The 17,207-nt window shown below is 62.6% G+C and carries 19 protein-coding genes, 1 pseudogene and 1 other annotated feature; of the genes and pseudogenes, 11 read left to right on the top strand and 9 right to left on the bottom strand.

The window, feature by feature from the left end; all coding sequences use genetic code 11:
- Positions 1-23 precede the first annotated feature (23 nt).
- Positions 24-398 (top strand): oxalurate catabolism protein HpxZ, encoded by a 375-nt coding sequence (hpxZ, locus tag BXA00_RS19110; protein WP_076520021.1) that lies wholly within the window; start codon positions 24-26, stop codon positions 396-398.
- A 93-nt stretch (positions 399-491) separates the two neighbouring features.
- Entirely contained in the window at positions 492-1,046 is a 555-nt protein-coding gene (locus tag BXA00_RS19105; RefSeq protein ID WP_076520020.1) for an NADPH-dependent FMN reductase, read from the top strand.
- Between the two features lie 154 nt (positions 1,047-1,200).
- On the opposite strand, the gene BXA00_RS19100 is transcribed toward BXA00_RS19105, so the two are convergent.
- The gene (locus tag BXA00_RS19100; protein WP_076520019.1) at positions 1,201-2,019 is read right to left on the bottom strand and encodes a helix-turn-helix transcriptional regulator; all 819 of its coding nucleotides are present in this window, start codon (positions 2,017-2,019) and stop codon (positions 1,201-1,203) included.
- Positions 2,020-2,298: 279 nt separating this feature from the next.
- On the opposite strand from BXA00_RS19100, the gene BXA00_RS19095 reads away from it, so the two are divergent.
- Positions 2,299-3,972, top strand: coding sequence for a 2-isopropylmalate synthase (locus BXA00_RS19095; RefSeq protein ID WP_076520018.1), 1,674 nt, complete (start codon positions 2,299-2,301; stop codon positions 3,970-3,972).
- A gap of 66 nt (positions 3,973-4,038) precedes the next feature.
- On the top strand, positions 4,039-4,638 hold the full coding sequence (locus BXA00_RS19090; RefSeq protein ID WP_076520017.1) for a YSC84-related protein: 600 nt from the start codon (positions 4,039-4,041) through the stop codon (positions 4,636-4,638).
- Positions 4,639-5,357: 719 nt separating this feature from the next.
- Here BXA00_RS19090 and BXA00_RS19085 read toward each other — a convergent pair.
- Complete coding sequence (locus tag BXA00_RS19085; protein WP_076520016.1) at positions 5,358-5,573, bottom strand: dodecin; 216 nt, start codon at positions 5,571-5,573, stop codon at positions 5,358-5,360.
- 188 nt (positions 5,574-5,761) lie between these two features.
- Between BXA00_RS19085 and BXA00_RS19080 the strand changes: the two genes are divergently transcribed.
- Positions 5,762-6,283, top strand: a complete 522-nt coding sequence (locus BXA00_RS19080) for a DUF6496 domain-containing protein (protein WP_076520015.1) — start codon at positions 5,762-5,764, stop codon at positions 6,281-6,283.
- A gap of 79 nt (positions 6,284-6,362) precedes the next feature.
- Here BXA00_RS19080 and BXA00_RS19075 read toward each other — a convergent pair whose 3' ends face one another.
- Positions 6,363-7,265 carry a LysR family transcriptional regulator gene (locus BXA00_RS19075; protein WP_076520014.1) on the bottom strand — a complete coding sequence of 301 codons (903 nt, stop codon included), beginning with the start codon at positions 7,263-7,265 and terminating at the stop codon, positions 6,363-6,365.
- 120 nt (positions 7,266-7,385) lie between these two features.
- On the opposite strand from BXA00_RS19075, the gene BXA00_RS19070 reads away from it, so the two are divergent.
- Together BXA00_RS19070 and BXA00_RS19065 are read left to right on the top strand one after the other, a co-directional pair.
- On the top strand, positions 7,386-8,180 hold the full coding sequence (locus BXA00_RS19070) for an SDR family NAD(P)-dependent oxidoreductase (RefSeq protein WP_076520013.1): 795 nt from the start codon (positions 7,386-7,388) through the stop codon (positions 8,178-8,180).
- A 28-nt stretch (positions 8,181-8,208) separates the two neighbouring features.
- Positions 8,209-9,222, top strand: coding sequence for a zinc-binding alcohol dehydrogenase family protein (locus BXA00_RS19065; protein ID WP_076520012.1), 1,014 nt, complete (start codon positions 8,209-8,211; stop codon positions 9,220-9,222).
- 26 nt (positions 9,223-9,248) lie between these two features.
- Here the strand turns inward: BXA00_RS19065 and BXA00_RS19060 are convergent, their stop codons facing one another.
- The 5 genes from BXA00_RS19060 to BXA00_RS29415 all read right to left on the bottom strand — a co-directional run bounded on the left by BXA00_RS19060 (position 9,249) and on the right by BXA00_RS29415 (position 12,013).
- Positions 9,249-9,605, bottom strand: coding sequence for a hypothetical protein (locus BXA00_RS19060; RefSeq protein ID WP_076520011.1), 357 nt, complete (start codon positions 9,603-9,605; stop codon positions 9,249-9,251).
- 75 nt (positions 9,606-9,680) lie between these two features.
- Positions 9,681-10,583, bottom strand: a complete 903-nt coding sequence (locus BXA00_RS19055) for an aldose epimerase (RefSeq protein WP_083714449.1) — start codon at positions 10,581-10,583, stop codon at positions 9,681-9,683.
- A 70-nt stretch (positions 10,584-10,653) separates the two neighbouring features.
- Positions 10,654-11,046 carry an STY0301 family protein gene (locus BXA00_RS19050; protein WP_076520010.1) on the bottom strand — a complete coding sequence of 131 codons (393 nt, stop codon included), beginning with the start codon at positions 11,044-11,046 and terminating at the stop codon, positions 10,654-10,656.
- Positions 11,047-11,147: 101 nt separating this feature from the next.
- On the bottom strand, positions 11,148-11,441 hold the full coding sequence (locus BXA00_RS28915) for a contact-dependent growth inhibition system immunity protein (RefSeq protein ID WP_076520009.1): 294 nt from the start codon (positions 11,439-11,441) through the stop codon (positions 11,148-11,150).
- Positions 11,438-12,013, bottom strand: coding sequence for an RNase A-like domain-containing protein (locus BXA00_RS29415; protein ID WP_255376807.1), 576 nt, complete (start codon positions 12,011-12,013; stop codon positions 11,438-11,440). The genes BXA00_RS28915 and BXA00_RS29415 overlap by 4 nt, the downstream gene beginning before the upstream one ends.
- Positions 12,014-12,464: 451 nt before the next feature.
- Between BXA00_RS29415 and BXA00_RS19035 the strand changes: the two genes are divergently transcribed.
- The 4 genes and pseudogenes from BXA00_RS19035 to BXA00_RS19010 all read left to right on the top strand — a co-directional run bounded on the left by BXA00_RS19035 (position 12,465) and on the right by BXA00_RS19010 (position 16,394).
- Positions 12,465-13,112, top strand: a complete 648-nt coding sequence (locus BXA00_RS19035; RefSeq protein ID WP_255376733.1) for an XRE family transcriptional regulator — start codon at positions 12,465-12,467, stop codon at positions 13,110-13,112.
- Between the two features lie 377 nt (positions 13,113-13,489).
- A complete protein-coding gene (locus tag BXA00_RS28910; RefSeq protein WP_156902836.1) occupies positions 13,490-14,521 on the top strand; it encodes a hypothetical protein in 1,032 nt (343 codons plus the stop codon).
- Positions 14,522-14,523: 2 nt separating this feature from the next.
- Positions 14,524-15,087 (top strand): hypothetical protein, encoded by a 564-nt coding sequence (locus BXA00_RS19020; protein WP_076520004.1) that lies wholly within the window; start codon positions 14,524-14,526, stop codon positions 15,085-15,087.
- 57 nt (positions 15,088-15,144) lie between these two features.
- Positions 15,145-16,394, top strand: a pseudogene (locus tag BXA00_RS19010) (IS3 family transposase).
- Positions 15,438-15,554 (top strand) — a sequence feature (AL1L pseudoknot). Its footprint overlaps the pseudogene before it by 117 nt.
- A gap of 30 nt (positions 16,395-16,424) precedes the next feature.
- Here BXA00_RS19010 and BXA00_RS19005 read toward each other — a convergent pair.
- On the bottom strand, positions 16,425-16,931 hold the full coding sequence (locus BXA00_RS19005) for a hypothetical protein (protein ID WP_076520002.1): 507 nt from the start codon (positions 16,929-16,931) through the stop codon (positions 16,425-16,427).
- Positions 16,932-17,207: the final 276 nt, after the last annotated feature.

Below are 17,207 nucleotides of genomic sequence, written 5' to 3'. Positions count from 1 at the left end.
GTGCATTACGGAGATGAAAAGCGATGGACATCAATCTGCCCGACGTGGTGGCCGAAGTGACGGCGGCCCTTGAACGCTACGAAACCGCGCTGGTGTCGAATGACGTCCAGGAGCTGGACACCCTGTTCTGGAACAGCCCCCATACCCTGCGCTACGGCGCCGGCGAAAACCTGTACGGCTACGACGCGATCCGCGCCTTCCGGGCGCAACGTTCGCCGCAAGGCCTGGCGCGCCGCGTGCTGCGCACCGCCATCACGACCTACGGCCGCGACTTCGCCACGGCCAACCTGGAGTTCCAGCGGGACGGCAGCGAGCGCATCGGACGCCAGAGCCAGACCTGGATGCGCACTCCGCAAGGCTGGCGCGTGGTGGCCGCCCACGTCAGCCTGATGGGCTGAGGCTTGAGGCCTTGGCCCCGTAACCGGGATTGAGCGCCGGGTTATGCAGGTCTACACTGACTGTTCCTTTTTTCCCCTTTGGAGCCCCCGTCCATGAGCACCTACAAGATTGCAGTTTTCGTCGGAAGCCTGCGCGCCGCCTCGATCAACCTGCGTTTGGCGCGTGCGCTGGAAAAGCTGGTTCCGGCCGACTTCAAGTTCGAGTATGTGAGTCTGGGCGACGTGCCGCTCTACAACCAGGACAACGAAAACAATCTGCCCGCCCCGGCGGCCAAGCTCAAGCAGCAGATCGCCGACGCGCAAGGCATCCTGTTCGTCTCGCCGGAGCACAACCGCTCCGTGCCCGCCGCCATCAAGAACGCCATCGACTGGGGTTCGCGTCCGTGGGGCCAGAACTCGTGGACCGGCAAGGCCGTGGGCATCCTGGGCGCGTCGCCCAGCGCCGCGGGCACCGCGATGATGCAGCAGCACCTGCGCAACATCCTGGCCGCCGAAGGCGCCAATGCGCTGACCACGCCGGAGGTCTTCCTGCAGTACGCCGAAGGCCTGGTCGACGACCAGTTCAACATCACCAATGAAGGCACCCGCAAGTTCCTGCAGGGCTGGGTGGACCGTTACGTCGACTGGATCAAGAAAATGCACGCCTGATCTGATCTGCCGCCGACGCCGGCCCGGCCCCAAAGCCAAGCCGGCGCGCATCGCCCGACCTACCTCCGGGCGATCAAGCCCCTCGATTCGTCGAGGGGCTTTTTTGTTGCACGATGACGCCTGGGCCGGGATGACGGTCGCGCCTTTGCCTGTGCTACGTATTCGCGGCAAACGCGGAAGGTGGCTGTCCGAATTGCTTGCTGAACGCCGTGGTGTAGGCGCTATGACTATCGTAGCCACTGGCCAGCGCCACCTGCGTGATCGGGATTCCCTGCATCAACAGGGTCAGCGACGACATGAGCCGCAGTTGCTGGCGCCACTTCCCGAAGGTCATGCCGGTCGATTGCAGAAAGCGCCGGTGGAAAGTCTTGCCGCCCATTGCCAGCCTGCCGGCCCACTCGGCTGCGGTGGCCGCATCGCCCGGATTGTCCAACAGCGCCTGGCACACGTGCCGCACCTGGCTGTCCGCGCCGCTTCGCGGCCACGGCAGATGGAGCGGAAGAACCGGCGGAGCCCGCAATTCGTCGATCAAGAGCGCGCCTAGCAAACGCATGCGCCTGGAGGATGCGGCCTTGTTGTTGGCCTTGTTATCGGCCCGGGCCAGCGCCATGATCAGCTCGCGCACCAGACCGGACACATGCACGACGCAATCAGCCGCCGGCAGGCGGGCGCACACATCCTCGCGCACGAACAGGCCGTGTGCTTGCAGCGCCACGGGCGCCGTCAACTGGTGCGGCACGCCCGATCGAAGCCAGACGGCGGCCGTGGGCGGCACCAGCCATTGCCCGCTTTCGGCTTCCACGCGCAACAAGCCGCGATCCGCGTAAATCAGATGGCCATACGGATGCTCATGCCGGGGCACGACATGGCCCGCCGGGTAGCGCAGCGCCACACCGAACACCGGCAGACCGCGGGCGGCTCCCGCACTCAGATCGAGCGCATGGCCGCCATCTTCGGGAGAGGTAAAGCCCATGCTCGCGCGTTCTGTCCAAATAGATAAAGAATTTGTCCATTTTTATGTAGATGGACCATTCCCGCAAGCCTAATATCCCAGGCAACGCAATCTGCCTGATCCATGTCGCTCATGTCCACCCTCGGTCTTTCGCAACGGCTACTACCGCTGACTCCCGGTCGGGGTCTGCGCGCGTCCATCCGTGCCATGACCCATCCTGATTCCCCCTGACCCCGACCCTCGTCAGCTTGTTCCAAGCCAGGGGAATCGGGTGCCAACGATTCCCCTGGAGTGAGCGTCATGCTGACCGATCCTTCCCAGAAATACCGCCCCATTGCCCCGGTCGATCTTGCCGACCGCCAATGGCCGTCACGCACCCTGACCCAGGCCCCGGTCTGGCTGTCCACCGACCTGCGCGACGGCAATCAGGCGCTGTTCGAGCCAATGAACCGCGAACGCAAGCTGCGCCTGTTCCACGAGCTGGTGCGCATCGGCTTCAAGGAAATCGAGGTCGGTTTTCCCGCGGCGTCGCGCACCGACTTCCAGATCGTGCGCCACCTCATCGACGCCGGACAGATCCCCCACGACGTCACTCCCATGGTCATGACGCAATTGCGCGATTACCTGATAACCGAAACCGTGCGCGCCGTGGCGGGTGCGCGGCGTGTGATCGTGCATTTCTATAACGCCATCGCGCCCGCGTGGCGCGACATCGTGTTCGGCATGAGCGTGCCGCAGATCATCGACATGGTGGAGCATCACATAGCGCATTTCAGGCGGCTGACGGCAGCGCACCCGGAAACCGAATGGGTGCTGCAATACTCGCCCGAGACGTTCTGCATGGCCGAGCTGGATGTGTCGTTGACCGTGTGCAATGCCGCCATTCAAGCCTGGGATGCCGGGCCGCAGCGGCCGATGATCATCAACCTGCCGACCACGGTGGAGGTGTCCACGCCCAACGTCTTCGCCGACCAGATCGAATGGATGGATCGGCGGCTGGCGCGGCGCGAGCACATCGTCCTGTCCGTGCATCCGCACAATGACCGAGGCACGGGCGTGGCCTGCGCCGAACAGGCCATGCTGGCCGGTGCGCAACGTGTCGAAGGCTGCCTGTTCGGCAATGGTGAGCGCAGCGGCAACGTCGATGTGGTGACGCTGGCGTTGAACCTGTATACGCAGGGCATCGCGCCGGGGCTGGACTTCTCGGACATCGTGGCGGTTGCCCGCGTGGCCGAGGAATGCACCGCGTTGCCGATCCACCCGCGTCACCCGTATGTGGGCGATCTGGTCTTCACGGCATTCTCCGGCTCGCACCAGGATGCCATCGCCAAGGGCTTTTCCGCGCAGCAGGCCGATGCGCCCTGGCGCGTGCCGTACCTGCCCATCGACCCGAAAGACCTGGGCCGCACCTACGACAGCATCGTGCGCGTCAACAGTCAGTCGGGCAAGGGGGGCATCGCCTTCTTGCTCAACCGCGACCACGGCATCGTCATGCCGCGCCGCATGCAGGTGGAGTTCAGCGCCATTGTCCAGGCGCTGGCCGACGCCAGCGAAACGGAGCTGGCCAGCGAGCAGATCTGGGCCGTGTTTGAGCGCACGTACCTTGCCCCGGTACGCGACCAGCCCGGCTTCATGTACCGCGGCCACCGCCTGTTCGAGCACGCGGACGGTCAAGGCATCGCGCTGGAACTGGCGGATGCCAACGGCAACGTAACGACCTTCGATGGGACAGGCAACGGCCCGATCGCCGCGACCGTGGCGGCGCTGGGCCTGCCGCTGCGCATCGACAGCTACGAGGAACGCAGCTTGGGCGCAGGCTCCGATGCCGTGGCGCTGGCCATTGTGGAGGCCGCCATGCCCGGCGTGCCCGGCTCACGCTTTGGCGTAGGCCGACATGCAAACATCGCTTGCGCGTCGGTCCTGGCCGTGCTGAGTGCGGCGGCCCGCCTGTCTCTGGCTGTGCCATCACATTGATGTGTTCCGCGCCCTGATTGTGCCGTACAGTACCTGAGGGAAGACACACCCAAAAAGGAGAGTTCCATGTTCGACACTTTTCCTGCACTGCGCCGTACCGGTATGGCCGCCATCGCGATCAGTGCCGCCGGCCTGCTGCTGGCGGGCTGTACCACCACGCCGCCGTCCAAGCCGTCTGCCGCGGCCAAAACCGATACACGGCAGGCCCTGGACAGCGCGGCCAGCGCCACCCTGGCCAAGCTCTACGAAGCCGCCCCGTCATCCAGGGAGCTTGTCGCTCGCGCGAGGGGCGTGCTGGTTTTCCCCGATGTGCTCAGCGGGAGCTTCATCGTCGGCGCCGAACACGGCAAGGGCGTGCTGCGCGTGGGCAACTCGGCCGCCGGTTATTACCAAACCACGTCCGGTTCGATCGGCTTTCAGGCAGGCGCGCAATCGAAGGCCATGGTCCTGCTGTTCATGACCGATGACGCCTTGAACAAGTTTCGCAACAGTAGCGGCTGGACCGTAGGCGCCGATGCCACCGTGGCTATCGTCAATGTCGGCGTCAACGGACGCATCGATACCAACACGGCCAAGCAGCCCATCGTCGGCTTTGTCATGAACAATGGCGGGTTGATGGCGGGCGTGTCGCTCGAAGGCACCAAGATCTCGAAGTACGAGCCCTGACCGCGCCTCGGGCATGCAGAACGCCGCGGTGTGCCGCGGCGTTTTGCTGCCCGGTCGGGACGGCGCCGGACATCGGGCGCCACTTATCCCCGCCAACTGTGGAGAAAGGTGAGGACAGCCTTGGGGCAGGTCCAAAATCCCCATTCGCGCCAAGCACTTGCGAGGCACGAGCAATCATTGCTCAATCCTCCGTATGGGCGGTTTGCGGCGCAGTTATCCCCGTTTTGCAGGGCTGCCGGAGGGGGATCGACCGCGCCAGCCGCCGCCGTGTGGATTTGTCCCCGTCTTCTGTGGAAAAGGATGAGGACAGTATGAGGGCAGCTTGAAAATCCTGTTGCATATCAAGGCCCTGCAAGCGGTGGTCAAGAAAGGCCCAAACGCTGTTCGCGCGGGCCTGTGTTGTCCCCCGCAAATGTGGATAAGCCTGAGGACAGCCTGCGGGAAGCCTGCAAAAACCCTTTTCCGCCAAGGACTTGCAGCGTGCGGGCAAGAAAGGCGCAGCGTCCTGGCCGGGCGGCGTCGCGGCAGCGCCCCGCGCGGCGTTGGGGAAAAGCGGGCGGGCTTGTCCCCACGGAATGTGGACAAGCCTATGAACAGTCGGACAACAAGTCCTGAAAGTCCTTATCCGACAGTCACTTGCGAGGCGCGGTCACTGATTGACCAGGGCCGCGCGCTCACGCGCCGCCCGATCACCCACCGCCCGATCACGCATTGCCTGGTCAGCTATTGCCTTCAAGGCGCATGCCGATCTTCAACCCCACCTGCCAATGCGCCACTTTTCCGTCCTTGATGTGGCCGCGCACTTCGGTGACCTCGAACCAATCGAGATTGCGCAAGGTCTCGGACGCGCGCGCGATGGCTTGGGCGATGGCATCGTCGGTGGACTTGGTGGAAGAACCCACCAACTCGATCTGCTTGTAGACATGATTCGACATAGCTTGTCTCCGCTCTGGGGGTGAGTCGCGAATCGTCGGTGCGCTCGCCGTGTTCCGGCGCTTACGACCGGCAATCCATTCGAACACACAGGATACCCGCGCAGCGATAGAGTGGTGTTACGAGTTCCGTCGCGCGGTCTCGACTGGCGACGGAACCGCTTTTGCAACGCCAAGCAAAGGAGGTCACCATGCCTGAACGAAAGACCCTGGATCGCGCCAAGCGCGACAAACAAGCAGGCAAAGCCCCATCGACCCAAGCCGGCGAGTTCGTGCGCGAGGAAATCGAGCATGTGCGCGAAGGCAAACACGGCGTGCGGTCCACCAAACAGGCCATCGCGATCGGCCTTTCCAAAGCGCGCCGGGCGGGCGTGAAGGTGGGCACGTCAAAGCAGGCCAGCGCCGAAACCAAACGCCGCGCGCAGCAGGACAGCCATGCGGCGCACGACAGCCACGCCAAGTCGGGCACGCGGGCCAAGGCCGCCACCCAGGCCCTGAAGAAGGAAAGCGCCACACCCGCGTCAAGGCCCGCGCTGTCGCGCAACGCCAAGAAGACCGCCAGCCAGCGCACGGCCGCGGATCGCTCCGCCGCAGCGCGCAAGGCCGCCGCCACCAAGGGCGCTGCAGGCCGCTCGGCTGCCGCGAAGAAGGCGGCGCGCACCCGCGCCGCGAACCGGCAGGCGGCGGGCGGCCAACCGCACGCCGGACATTGATGGCGCACGCGCGGTGCCAGTCGGCCGAAGCTGAAGTTGGCCGCGGGGGCCCGCGCCCATCGCGCGGCGGGCCGCGCTCCTATCCCGCGTCGAAAGTCCTGAAGCGATCATGCAGGAACTCGCGCAGCCGCTTGACGGCCGGCGACAGCAGCATGCGGTGTACGCACAGCAGATACAACGGCGAGGGCTCGCTGACGTACCCGGGGAGCAGCTCCACCAGCCGCCCGGCGCGCAGGTCCGCCAGCACGTCATAGCGCGACTTGTACGCCACGCCGTGCCCCGCCAAGGCCCAGCGGCGCACCAGGTCGCCGTCGTCGGCGACGCGGTCGCCCTTGACCGGCACCACGATGCTCGACCCCTCGCGCTCGAACGTCCAGCGGTCATGCAGCGTCTCGCCCAGCACGAACGACAGGCAGTTGTGGCGGCGCAGGTCGGCGGGCGCCTGCGGCACGCCGTGCCGCGCCAGGTACGCGGGCGCGGCACAGACCACGCGGCGGTTGTGCTCGGCCAGGGGCAGGGCCACCAGCGCCGAATCGTTAGGCGAGCCATAGCGCACGGCGATGTCGACGGGCTGACGGTACAGGTCGGCCAACCGGTCGCTGATGCGCAACTGGAACCCGACGCGCGGGTGCTGGCGCTGGAATTCGTCCAGCCAGGGCAGCAGCACGTGGCGGCCCAGATCCGACGGGACCGACACCGACAGCGTGCCGGCGATATCGGTCTTGTCGCGTGCCATCGCATTTCGGCCCGCCTCCAGCGAGGCCAGGGCCGAGCGCGCATGTTCCAGATAGCGCTCGCCGTCGCTGGTCAGGCGCAGGCTGCGCGTGGACCGGACGAACAAGCGCGTGTCGAGCGCCTGCTCCAGCCGTTTGAGGGCGGCGCTGGCCACGGCCGGCGTCAGGTCCAGTTCACGCGCAGCCGCCGAAAAGCTGCCCAGGTCGGCTGCCGCGATAAAGATTCTCAAATCCTCGAACCGCACCATGTCCGCCTCATTTTCAAAAAATTATTGAAACTGACTGCGATGCTAGCCGGTTTTTCAACGTCCGGGACTGGGTAATCATGCATGCATACCCCGCCCACCCGACACGCAAGGAGTCTCCGCATGAAAATCGAATTGAAGGGCAAGAAGGCGCTGGTCACCGGATCGTCCGGCGGCATCGGCCTGGCCATCGCCACCGGGCTGGCCGAAGCCGGCGCCCAGGTGGTGCTGCACGGGCGCAATGCCGGCAAGCTGGCGCAGGCAGCGCAGGCCCTCACGCAGAAGTTCGCCGGCGTGCAGGTCTCCACGGTGCAGGCGGACCTGGCCACTGCGGACGGCGCGGCTTCGGTCTGCGCCGCGCATCCGGACGTGGACATCCTCGTCAACAACGCCGGCACGTTCACGCCAAAGTCCTTTACGGAAATCACCGACGACGACTGGCAGTCCATGATGGACACCAACGTCATGAGCGGCATCCGCCTGTCGCGCTACTACCTGCCGCGGATGCTGGCCGCCAACTGGGGCAGGATCGTGTTCATTTCCAGCGAATCCGCCGTGCAGATCCCCGCCGAGATGATCCATTACGGCGTGAGCAAGACCGCGCAACTGGCCGTCTCGCGCGGACTGGCAGAACTGACCGCCGGCACCGGCGTCACGGTCAACGCCGTGCTGCCCGGCCCCACGCGGTCCGAAGGCGTGGCCGACTTCTTCGCGGAAATGGCCAAAGAACAAGGGGTGTCGCAGGCGCAGATGGAGCAGGACTTCATCGCCCAGCACCGCCCCACCTCGCTGCTGCGGCGGCTGGCCACCGTGGATGAAGTGGCCAACATGGTGGTCTACACCTGCTCGACCCAAGCGTCGGCCACCAACGGCGCCGCGCTGCGCGTGGACGGCGGCGTGGTCCGCTCCATCCTCTGACACCCCTTATCCCTGTGAATCCCGCACCATGAAAGCTATTGCCTACTTCAAGAACCTGCCCGCCGACAACGCCGACGCCTTGCAGGACATCACCGTGCCCGAACCCGTTCCGGGCGACCACGACCTGCTGGTGGACGTGCATGCCATCTCGGTCAACCCCGTGGACGTCAAGATCCGCGCCAACCGCAAGCCCCGCGACGGCCAGCCCGAAATCATCGGCTGGGACGCCGCCGGCATCGTGCGCGCGGTGGGCGCGCGGACCAGCCTCTTCAAACCGGGCGATCGTGTCTGGTATGCCGGCGCCTTGACCCGGCCGGGCGCCAACAGCGAACGCCACGTCGTGGACGAGCGCATCGTCGGCCACATGCCCAAGAGCCTGGATTTCGCGCAGGCCGCCGCCTTGCCGCTCACCACCATCACCGCGTGGGAATTGCTGTTCGACCGCCTGCGGGTCCTGGACAACGCCGCCCCCAGCCAGCACAGCCTGCTCGTGATCGGCGCGGCGGGCGGCGTGGGCTCGATCCTCGTGCAACTGGCGCGCCAGCTCACCGGCCTGACCGTCATCGGCACGGCCTCGCGTCCCGAGACCCAGGCCTGGGTGCGCGAACTGGGCGCGCATCACGTCATCGACCACACCAAGCCGCTGACCGATGAGCTCAAGCGCATCGGCTTCGAGAACGTGAGCTATATCGCCGGCCTGACCCACACCGACAAGCATTTCCCGCAAATGGCCGAGGCCATCGCGCCGCAAGGCAAGATCGCCCTGATCGACGACCCTGCGGCCATCGACGTGCGGCTGCTCAAGGGCAAATCGGCTTCGCTGCACTGGGAATTCATGTTCGCGCGGCCGCTGCACAACACGCCCGACCTCATCGCCCAGCACGCGCTGCTGAACCAGGCCGCCCGCCTCATCGACAACGGCACGCTGCGCACCACGCTGGGCGAGCACTACGGCACGATCAATGCCGAAAACCTGCGCCGCGCCCACGCCTTCATCGAAAGCGGCAAGGCGCGGGGCAAGATCGTGCTGGAGGGGTTCTAGGAAGGCGGCGCGGGGCCGCGGCGTCCTTAGCCGCGCCCTTCGCGCTTGGCGCGGGCGTGCGGGTCGTTGATTTCCGCTTCCAGTTCGGCGATCAGCCACTCGAACCAGCCGTTCTCGGTGCGGGCATAGACAACGGCCGCGGGCGTCTTGCCTTCGCGCCAGCCCGGCTGGTGCGTGTCCATCCAGGACGACAGGCTCTTGTGCGGCGCCAGCAGGCCGGACAGCCAGGACCACACGTAATCAGGCACGTTGCGGCGAAAGCCCTTGGCGCTGGCGTAAATGGTCGGTTCCAACGGCAGGTTGCCCGCGCGAGCCAGCTTGGCCTGGGTCCGGCGCAACGTCTCGACGGCGGCCTGCAGTTGTTCGGTGCTGAGCTTTTTCACGTAACGACTCCTGGTTCCTGGTTTGCAGCGGATTATCGCCGCAGGCCGCGGCGCTTACCAAGCCCTGCGCGTCCCTCAGGGTTTCCGCGCCGGCGCCAGGGCCAGCAGCAGCGTCGCGCTGAAGCGCTCGCCGGGTTCCAGCACCTGCATGCCGGTACGGGTCTCGCCGGCCGCCGCCAGGTTGAAGGCGTCGGCCACGTTCGTGACCGGCTCCACGCACAGAAAATCAGCCCCCGGCGCCGTGTACACCACCAGATGCGCGAATGCCGGATCGGCATGCAGCGCCAGCTCGTGGCCATCAGGCCAATGCAGCGTCGCGCGGCCCTGCCACTGCGACAGATAGGTATCGCAGCCCTCGGCCGACTGGCGCAACGCGCGCACATTCGCCGCCTGGCTGCCGGTCGGCAGGCCGTCGGCGTCCGACGGCCAGAGGCGGCGCGCATGCAGGGTCACGCGCTGGGCAGTGAAATAAGGATGAATGCCCAGCCCGCACGGCATCGGCGTGTCGCCCCGATTAGTAATGGCCAGCTTCAGGCTGAGCCCGCGGCTGTCCAGGCGCCAGCGCTGCTCGCATTCGAACGGCCAGGGCCAGCCCAGCACGCCCGCGGGTTGGTCCAGCACCAGATCGACACTGTCCGCCGCCAGGTTTCGGACCTGCCAGGCTTGGAACAGCCCCGCGCCATGAATGGCTTGCGGGCGGTTGGGCACGGACTGCAGGACGTGGCGCGCGCCATTGAAGGTGAACACGCCATCGCGGATACGGTTGGAATACGGCGCCAGCGGATACGAGCCAGCGCGCGGCCATTTTCCGGCAGGCCATTCGGTGGCCGTCAGCGGGACGATCCAGTCATGCCCTCCGGTGGACAACCGCGTCAGCCGCCCGCCCCCGCCCGGCGCGAACTCGGCGTGGTGATCGCCGCTGGCGATGGAAACGCGCTCGCTGGCGTCAAGCGGGTCGGCAAAAGGAAAATCCGGCACGGGCTGCTCCCGCGGCATGAACAAGGGCCGCGCGCTGCGATTGTGCCGTCCGCGCCGCGCACCGGCAAGTTCAGGAGCACGATGCCTGGAAGAGCCGCTTGCCGTCGGCTGCCTTGGCGATACAGCGCTTGGCGTCCTCGGCCACCATGACCAGATAATGCCGCGAGCCCTGGTAACGGCATTTCATGTAGGGCGTCGCGCCGGCGTCCACCTGCCAACGCATCGTGCCGGGCGCGCCGGAGGATGTCTCGGGCACCAGGGCGACCCGGTTCTCGATCGGCCCCTCGAAGACGTTCAGGCCGGACAAGGATAGTTGCGCGCCATCCACCTGGATCTGAGCCGGGCACTGGAACACGCGGGAATCCGCCAGGGCGGTCTGGCTGTGGGAAAGCGATAGCAGCAGCGTGACCGCGGCGAACCCGGCCGATGCAATCCATCGGGATGATCGTTCGTTCGACGACATTAAAGGCTTCCCCATCGCTGGATACATAACCGCTGCGGAGAAATAATCAGCTCGAAGCGCCCGCGGTTTTTCGCAGGAATCTGAGTCAACCGCACACCACGCTAGCTGTTCAGAATCCGTTTCAATGCTTCAAAAAACTCAGGGATTGTGTATCCGCCGCCGCCAGGATCAAATGATCGCCAATTTGCAGCAAACACCGCTGCAGAGTGCTCCCCAAATTCGGCGATGAACGCATCCATTTCCCGACAAGCCTGCGCCCTCACTTCTGGGCTTGTTTCCTGCTTATAGCAAAGGGCAACTTCCTCAACGGTGTCTCCGTAGAGGTCATAGTCCTGATGAAAATATCCTCCCATCAATGAACTTAGCGCGGGATAACGCTCTCTGATCTCACTCATATGAGCTCCAGATAGGAAGTTAAGATGAAATATGGCATACCGTTGTAAGGCTGCTTCTTAAGCACAACCTTGACCGCACGCCCCGGTGCGAGGACCGTCGCGCCTCGGACTAGCACCACGCCAAGATCCCCTGCGGCTGGGCCAACGAGTTCCAGCGTTTCTCTATAAGGCGCTGAACCAGCCCACCGCGCCACTTGGTCTGATCTGAGACGCAGGACGGAGTTTATGCCTCGCTCGGCATCTTGGACGGAATGGAACGTCGACACTTCCCGCAAGAATGGGTTGGCAGCCAATCGAGCTTCGAGCATCTCCTTTGTTTTCCCCACGTGCTGTGCCAGCGTATGCCCTCCAAGCCCACCCCGAACTGCAGCTTCATGTCTGGAGAGAAATATTCTCCCCGCTATGATGCTCGAAGCGCGCACTGCTCTTATGGATCCCGCAAATCCGATCGGCACCGCAATTTCGGCAGCTAAACCAACTGCCTGCCCTGAACCCGGTGTCGCACCGAGTCTTGTGGCAAGTTCGGTAAAACCTTTATCCGTGAGCGAACGGACCTGCTGCCCCGTCCACATTTCGCGCAACCCAGTTGACGCAGTATCCGTCCCATGAGCGCCAACCACCACGCATCCCACCTTTGTCGCCCCGGTTGGCTCCGGCGCAGCGCACAAGGCGGCAGCGCCCACCATTTCCGCGAAGCCCGCGACTAGAGTAAGACCACCCCACATCCGGTTGGAAAGCGTTGCTTGGTCGCTGATCGACTCGCCCTGCAATATTGCCGTCAACTGCACAGGCGTTAGCACAATCGTTATGCTCGAATCTTCCGGCATCCGTTCGCTCCATCTCCAGTGATGAAGCGTCGAATCTCCCGGAATTCGGACGTCCCGTCGATCAGCTTTGTCCTAAATCCGAGCAAAGTATCAGTAGCGAAGGCCGCTAAAAAACAATATGCATCGAACCGAAACAAATGCCATTTGAGCGTGTCTGCTATGGACACTAGTTCCTACAGGCCAACCTCCCATTCTTGTGGGCAACGTCGCTAGCATGTCAACGATTCATAAACGCATCAAAGACCTGAGAGAGAAGCTTGGATTGTCAATGGAACAGCTCGCCGAGCGCGTGCCCGTTTCCTGGCAGACGGTTCAACAGTGGGAAAACGGCAAGACTGCTCCCAAGCGCGCCAGATTGGAGGCCGTTGCAAAGGCGCTGAATACGACTTCAGAGTATTTGGCCGTAGGCGCCGCTAAACATCTGGGTGCCGACGAGTTCGTTGCCGTCCGTCACCTAGGTGTGCGCCTGTCCGCCGGTCATGGTAAGACCTTTCTGTCGGAAGATGAGAAGAGCCGCCTGTTGTTCCGCGCGGACTTTCTGAGAACTGCTGGGGTTTCACCGGAACAGACCGTTTCCGTATCGGTAAAGGGCGCCGGGATGGAGCCGTTGATACCAGACGGCGCAACTGTCCTTGTGAACCGCGCAGCGACCTCAATCATCAATGGTCAGGTCTACGCCTTTCTCCAGAACGACGAGGTTAGGGTCAAGCGACTGCACAGGGGCAATGGCGGCTTTATAACCAGGTCCGAAAACGGTGTCGGCAAGCCTGATCCACGCCAGGACTTCGAAGACTCCAAAATCGAAATCATTGGCAGGGTCTTCTGGGTCGGATTCCGCTTGTAAGCCTTGTCTGAAACGGTTCCGCGGACTGAACATGAACTACCTGCGCCACAATCGACAAGATCGCGCCGACTGGCAGGCTGCCCGCTGGCATGCGGCTGCACAGCCTGGCTCTCCGCTCCACCGTTGACCAATCTCCCTGGGCACGGCGACCTTTCGCCCGCCCCGATACAATCCCGGGCATGAATTGAGCAACACAAAACAACGCCGCCGACGCCCGCGCGGGCCACACCCCCATGATGCAAAGGGACCTTCCTTAGCGGTTCGACCACACCCCACAAAAAAGTTAAGCTAGATACTACGCCTTCCAAACCCTCGTTAAGCCGGTTACAGAACGAAATATGCTACCGTTGCCCGGATCAAAACAATCCGGATAAGAGATGGCAACGGCGACAAAACGAAAACTGCTGCAAAAAGAATTTCACTACAAGAAGGCAGTTTTTCTAAATAAGTGCCCGACAACGCTTCAAGATCTTCTGAGTGCTGCACTAAAAAAGCTGGACGCCACACAGCGTCATGAAGAAGTGAGCGACATAAATATGGGGAGCGGAAATGTCCCCACTGTCGTTCAAAGGTTTGTGCGCCTAATCAATTCGCCCCGAGAGTTTCAAGGCTTTCAGTTCGGCGTGCTGGTGATGTTCACTCCCGGTGTTCATCATCTTGTGATTGATTCGACAAAGCGCGAGGCCAAGGAAGGTGAACGTGTTGGCGAATTGGACGTTGAGAAGCACGCCCCCCCCGAGGGCAAGCACTATCTCGAAACGGTCTTGCACTTTGCGGTTCGGGATAACCACGTCGTGGTCATCCAATCAATGTCCCTGCGCGCTCGACACCTCCAAGATCACCTGAACTGGTTGTTGCGCGCTGCGGGCGGCATCGGCGACGAGCAAGCTGTGTATCTTCGAGATGAAATCAGCGAGGAGACGAAGCGAAAGCTTCGAAGCTCTCCAATCAAGAAAATTACCGTCGAAACATCTATGGCGACGAGCCTTGAGAGCGTTGACACGCCTGGGGGAACCGCGCCAAAATTGGGTATCGTGGGACGCGGATGGGATGCAGTCAAAGGACTTCTTCCAAGCACTCGGACTACGCCCATTTCGGCCAAAGATTTTGACGACGTTCCTGACATCGGCGTTAAAATTGAGATGAACGTTCGCGGTAGAGCCCCTGCCGGCACGACGAATGACAACCTCATGAAATCGGTCATGAGCGCATTGCAGGGCGCAGACGGATTGAGGTTCCACGCCAATCTCAAGAATGTCGGCACCTTGAGGAACGAAGACTTCTACATTCATGTGAGAAAGTCGATTGGCAGCTTTGACGGCCAATTGGTGCAATCCGAGGTGTACGACGAAATGGCGAAGTGGTTGGAGAATCTAATCCATAGTGGCCAAATCAACGTCGAAGATTAGCTATGAAAATTTTCGGCGTCGCTGCCGCCCTTCTGCTGTGTCTGGCGCTCCATGAGTGGGCGCCAGACATCGCTATTGACGTGGCGTCGGGACGATTACCGACAACGGCGCTAGCGACATTCGCAGGCGCTTTAACGGTGCTCTGGGCGACCGCTTATGGGCGCCTATCGTCCTTTGAAAAACTAGACGATCTACGCCAGACCCAGCGCGACCTAGTTTTAAGGAAGACCTCCAGCTTTAAGCGATTGATCATTCGGTCGATTGCACTCAATGCCCTGCTAGCGGCAGCGACGCTCGGTGCGAACGAGTTCGTCAAGCTGCCGTCCGGCGCACAACACGCGGGACCTTGGCTTGCCTACCTGATATTTGCGGCTTGCGGCTTCTGGCTTGGTGGTCTTGCTCAATCGAAGGTGCTTTTAACAAGCATCGAGACGAGCCGCGACGCTATGCATCACGCCCAAGCCGCCGAGCGGGCTCGCGCCAAGTATCTTCAACAGATCCGAAGCGACGCCAAATCCAAACCGGTCGACCATCACGACAAACATCTGGCCGGCTACTCAACGTAGTCATACTCATGGATATGAATCGCCCCGGGTTTTGCGGAGGCTCCTACTCTTGAGAGAATGCGAGCCATGAGCAAAAACAACGCGAACAAGTTTTCCCCTGAAGTGCGCGAGCGTGCGGTGCGCCTAGTACAGGAGTCGCGCAGTGAGTACCCATCCCTGTGGGTGGCAGTCGAGTCCATCGCGCCCAAGATCGGCTGCTCGGCGCAGACGCTGCTGACCTAGTTCAAGCGCCACGAAGTCGACAGCGGACAGGGCGAAGGCGTCACCACCAGCGAGCGAGAACGCATCAAGGAGTTGGAGCGGGAGAACCGAGAGCTGCGCCGCGCCAACGACATCCTGCGCACGGCCAGCGCTTTTTTCGCGCAGGCGGAGCTCGACCGCAAACTGAAGTCGTAAACACCTATATCGACCGGCACCGGGAGGTTTACGGGGTCGAGCCGATCTGCAAGGTGTTGCAGGTTGCCTCGTCGGCCTATCGGCGCCATGCCGCGCGGCTGCGCGATCCGGCGCGGCGCAGCGACCGTGCGCGGCGTGACGAACAGCTCATGCCGCACGTCCAGCGAGTCTGGCAAGAGAACCATCGCGTCTACGGCGCCGACAGGGTCTGGCGGCAGTTGAACCGCGAAGGCGTGATGGTGGCCCGTTGTACGGTCGAACGACTGATGCGCGCTCAGGGCCTGCAAGGCGTGCGGCGCGGCAAGCGGCTGCGAACGACCATCACGGATGATGCGGCCAGCCGTCCAATGGATCGGGTCAACCGGCAGTTCCGGGCCGAGCGGCCGAACCAGTTGTGGGTCTCGGACTTCACCTACGTCTCGACCTGGCAGGGCTGGCTGTACGTGGCCTTCGTCATCGACGTCTACGCCCGGCGCATTGTCGGCTGGCGCGTGAGCAAATCCATGACGACGGACTTCGTGCTTGATGCGCTGGAGCAGGCTCTATACGCCCGCCAGCCTGGCAACGATGGTTCTCTGACCCATCACTCCGATAGGGGATCGCAGTACGTCAGCATCCGCTATAGCGAACGCCTAGCCGAAGCGGGCATCGAGCCGTCTGTGGGTAGCCGTGGTGACAGTTACGACAACGCCTTGGCCGAGACCATCAACGGCTTGTACAAGGCTGAACTGATTCACCGCCGCGCACCCTGGAAAACCAGGGAATCTGTCGAGCTGGCAACGCTGGAATGGGTCGCCTGGTTCAACCATAAGCGCCTGCACTCATCCATCGGCTATATCCCGCCGACCAAGGCTGAGGCAAACTACTACAACCTACTCGGCACGTCCGCCGGTGAGGCTGTTTTACTTTAACCAAACAGCCTCCGCGAAAACCGGGGCGATTCAGGCGAGCTTTTCCCGCTTGCCTTTGGGCGCATTCACATCCCACGCGGCCACGAATGAGGCGAGCTCATCAAGTGCATTCTTTAGCTTATTGAGCTCTAGTACTCGCCGTCGAAATGCCTCTCCCTGCAGCTCGTCTATGGCCTTTGGCGACTCCTCAGCACAACTACTAACCAACTGCTCACCAATGAGGATAGTGGTCAATGTTGCGTCGAGAGAGGTCGAATCTGGAAACGAAAAGAGTGTTCCTGTCCTCATTTGAACAAGAAGATCTGCCGATGTTTTTAATTGCCACCCGTTCAGGACGTGGTGAGGAGCTTCTTCCACAAGCCGCGCGAGATGTCGGCCAACCACCACCATGCTGCCGATCGTTCTATAGAAGCTCTCATCGGCTGCATCATCGGCTATTCGCGCATGAAGTTGTGGTTGATGAAGACTGGCCCACAGCGCGAAACACATCGCAAACAGGGCGATGATGGTCTGAAAGAGGCCGATGAACTGTGCCATGTCAAATGGCTTTTTTGATCCCGTGGCTAATGCGATCACCCCCAGAAAGTAAATTGCAAGCACAAATGCAAGCGCTACTGCGACAGCGCCCTTCCGAGTTTGGCTCCGACGCCTCACCCGAACCGAGTTTCGCGAAAACAAGTAAGCCTTCGACTTTGGACTCATGTGCTGTCCGTCCATGGCACCCCCCATAAGCAAAAAACTCACGATTCGAGACTTTAACGGCACCGCTTTCCGCATCTGAACCCAAGAAAGGGTGTATTCCTCCCACTGGCT

Origin of the sequence: Achromobacter sp. MFA1 R4 (assembly GCF_900156745.1) — a bacterium.
Taxonomy (GTDB): Bacteria; Pseudomonadota; Gammaproteobacteria; order Burkholderiales; family Burkholderiaceae_B; genus Achromobacter.
This window is presented reverse-complemented; position numbering and strand designations above follow the sequence as displayed.

Bases quoted from the DNA above. Each gene is read 5' to 3' on its own strand.
- hpxZ (WP_076520021.1), top strand. From the start codon at position 24: ATGGACATCAATCTGCCCGACGTGGTGGCCGAAGTGACGGCGGCCCTT.
- BXA00_RS19105 (WP_076520020.1), top strand. From the start codon at position 492: ATGAGCACCTACAAGATTGCAGTTTTCGTCGGAAGCCTGCGCGCCGCC.
- BXA00_RS19100 (WP_076520019.1), bottom strand. From the start codon at position 2,019: ATGGGCTTTACCTCTCCCGAAGATGGCGGCCATGCGCTCGATCTGAGT.
- BXA00_RS19095 (WP_076520018.1), top strand. From the start codon at position 2,299: ATGCTGACCGATCCTTCCCAGAAATACCGCCCCATTGCCCCGGTCGAT.
- BXA00_RS19090 (WP_076520017.1), top strand. From the start codon at position 4,039: ATGTTCGACACTTTTCCTGCACTGCGCCGTACCGGTATGGCCGCCATC.
- BXA00_RS19085 (WP_076520016.1), bottom strand. From the start codon at position 5,573: ATGTCGAATCATGTCTACAAGCAGATCGAGTTGGTGGGTTCTTCCACC.
- BXA00_RS19080 (WP_076520015.1), top strand. From the start codon at position 5,762: ATGCCTGAACGAAAGACCCTGGATCGCGCCAAGCGCGACAAACAAGCA.
- BXA00_RS19075 (WP_076520014.1), bottom strand. From the start codon at position 7,265: ATGGTGCGGTTCGAGGATTTGAGAATCTTTATCGCGGCAGCCGACCTG.
- BXA00_RS19070 (WP_076520013.1), top strand. From the start codon at position 7,386: ATGAAAATCGAATTGAAGGGCAAGAAGGCGCTGGTCACCGGATCGTCC.
- BXA00_RS19065 (WP_076520012.1), top strand. From the start codon at position 8,209: ATGAAAGCTATTGCCTACTTCAAGAACCTGCCCGCCGACAACGCCGAC.
- BXA00_RS19050 (WP_076520010.1), bottom strand. From the start codon at position 11,046: ATGTCGTCGAACGAACGATCATCCCGATGGATTGCATCGGCCGGGTTC.
- BXA00_RS28915 (WP_076520009.1), bottom strand. From the start codon at position 11,441: ATGAGTGAGATCAGAGAGCGTTATCCCGCGCTAAGTTCATTGATGGGA.
- BXA00_RS29415 (WP_255376807.1), bottom strand. From the start codon at position 12,013: ATGTGGACGGGGCAGCAGGTCCGTTCGCTCACGGATAAAGGTTTTACC.
- BXA00_RS28910 (WP_156902836.1), top strand. From the start codon at position 13,490: ATGGCAACGGCGACAAAACGAAAACTGCTGCAAAAAGAATTTCACTAC.
- BXA00_RS19020 (WP_076520004.1), top strand. From the start codon at position 14,524: ATGAAAATTTTCGGCGTCGCTGCCGCCCTTCTGCTGTGTCTGGCGCTC.
- BXA00_RS19005 (WP_076520002.1), bottom strand. From the start codon at position 16,931: ATGGCACAGTTCATCGGCCTCTTTCAGACCATCATCGCCCTGTTTGCG.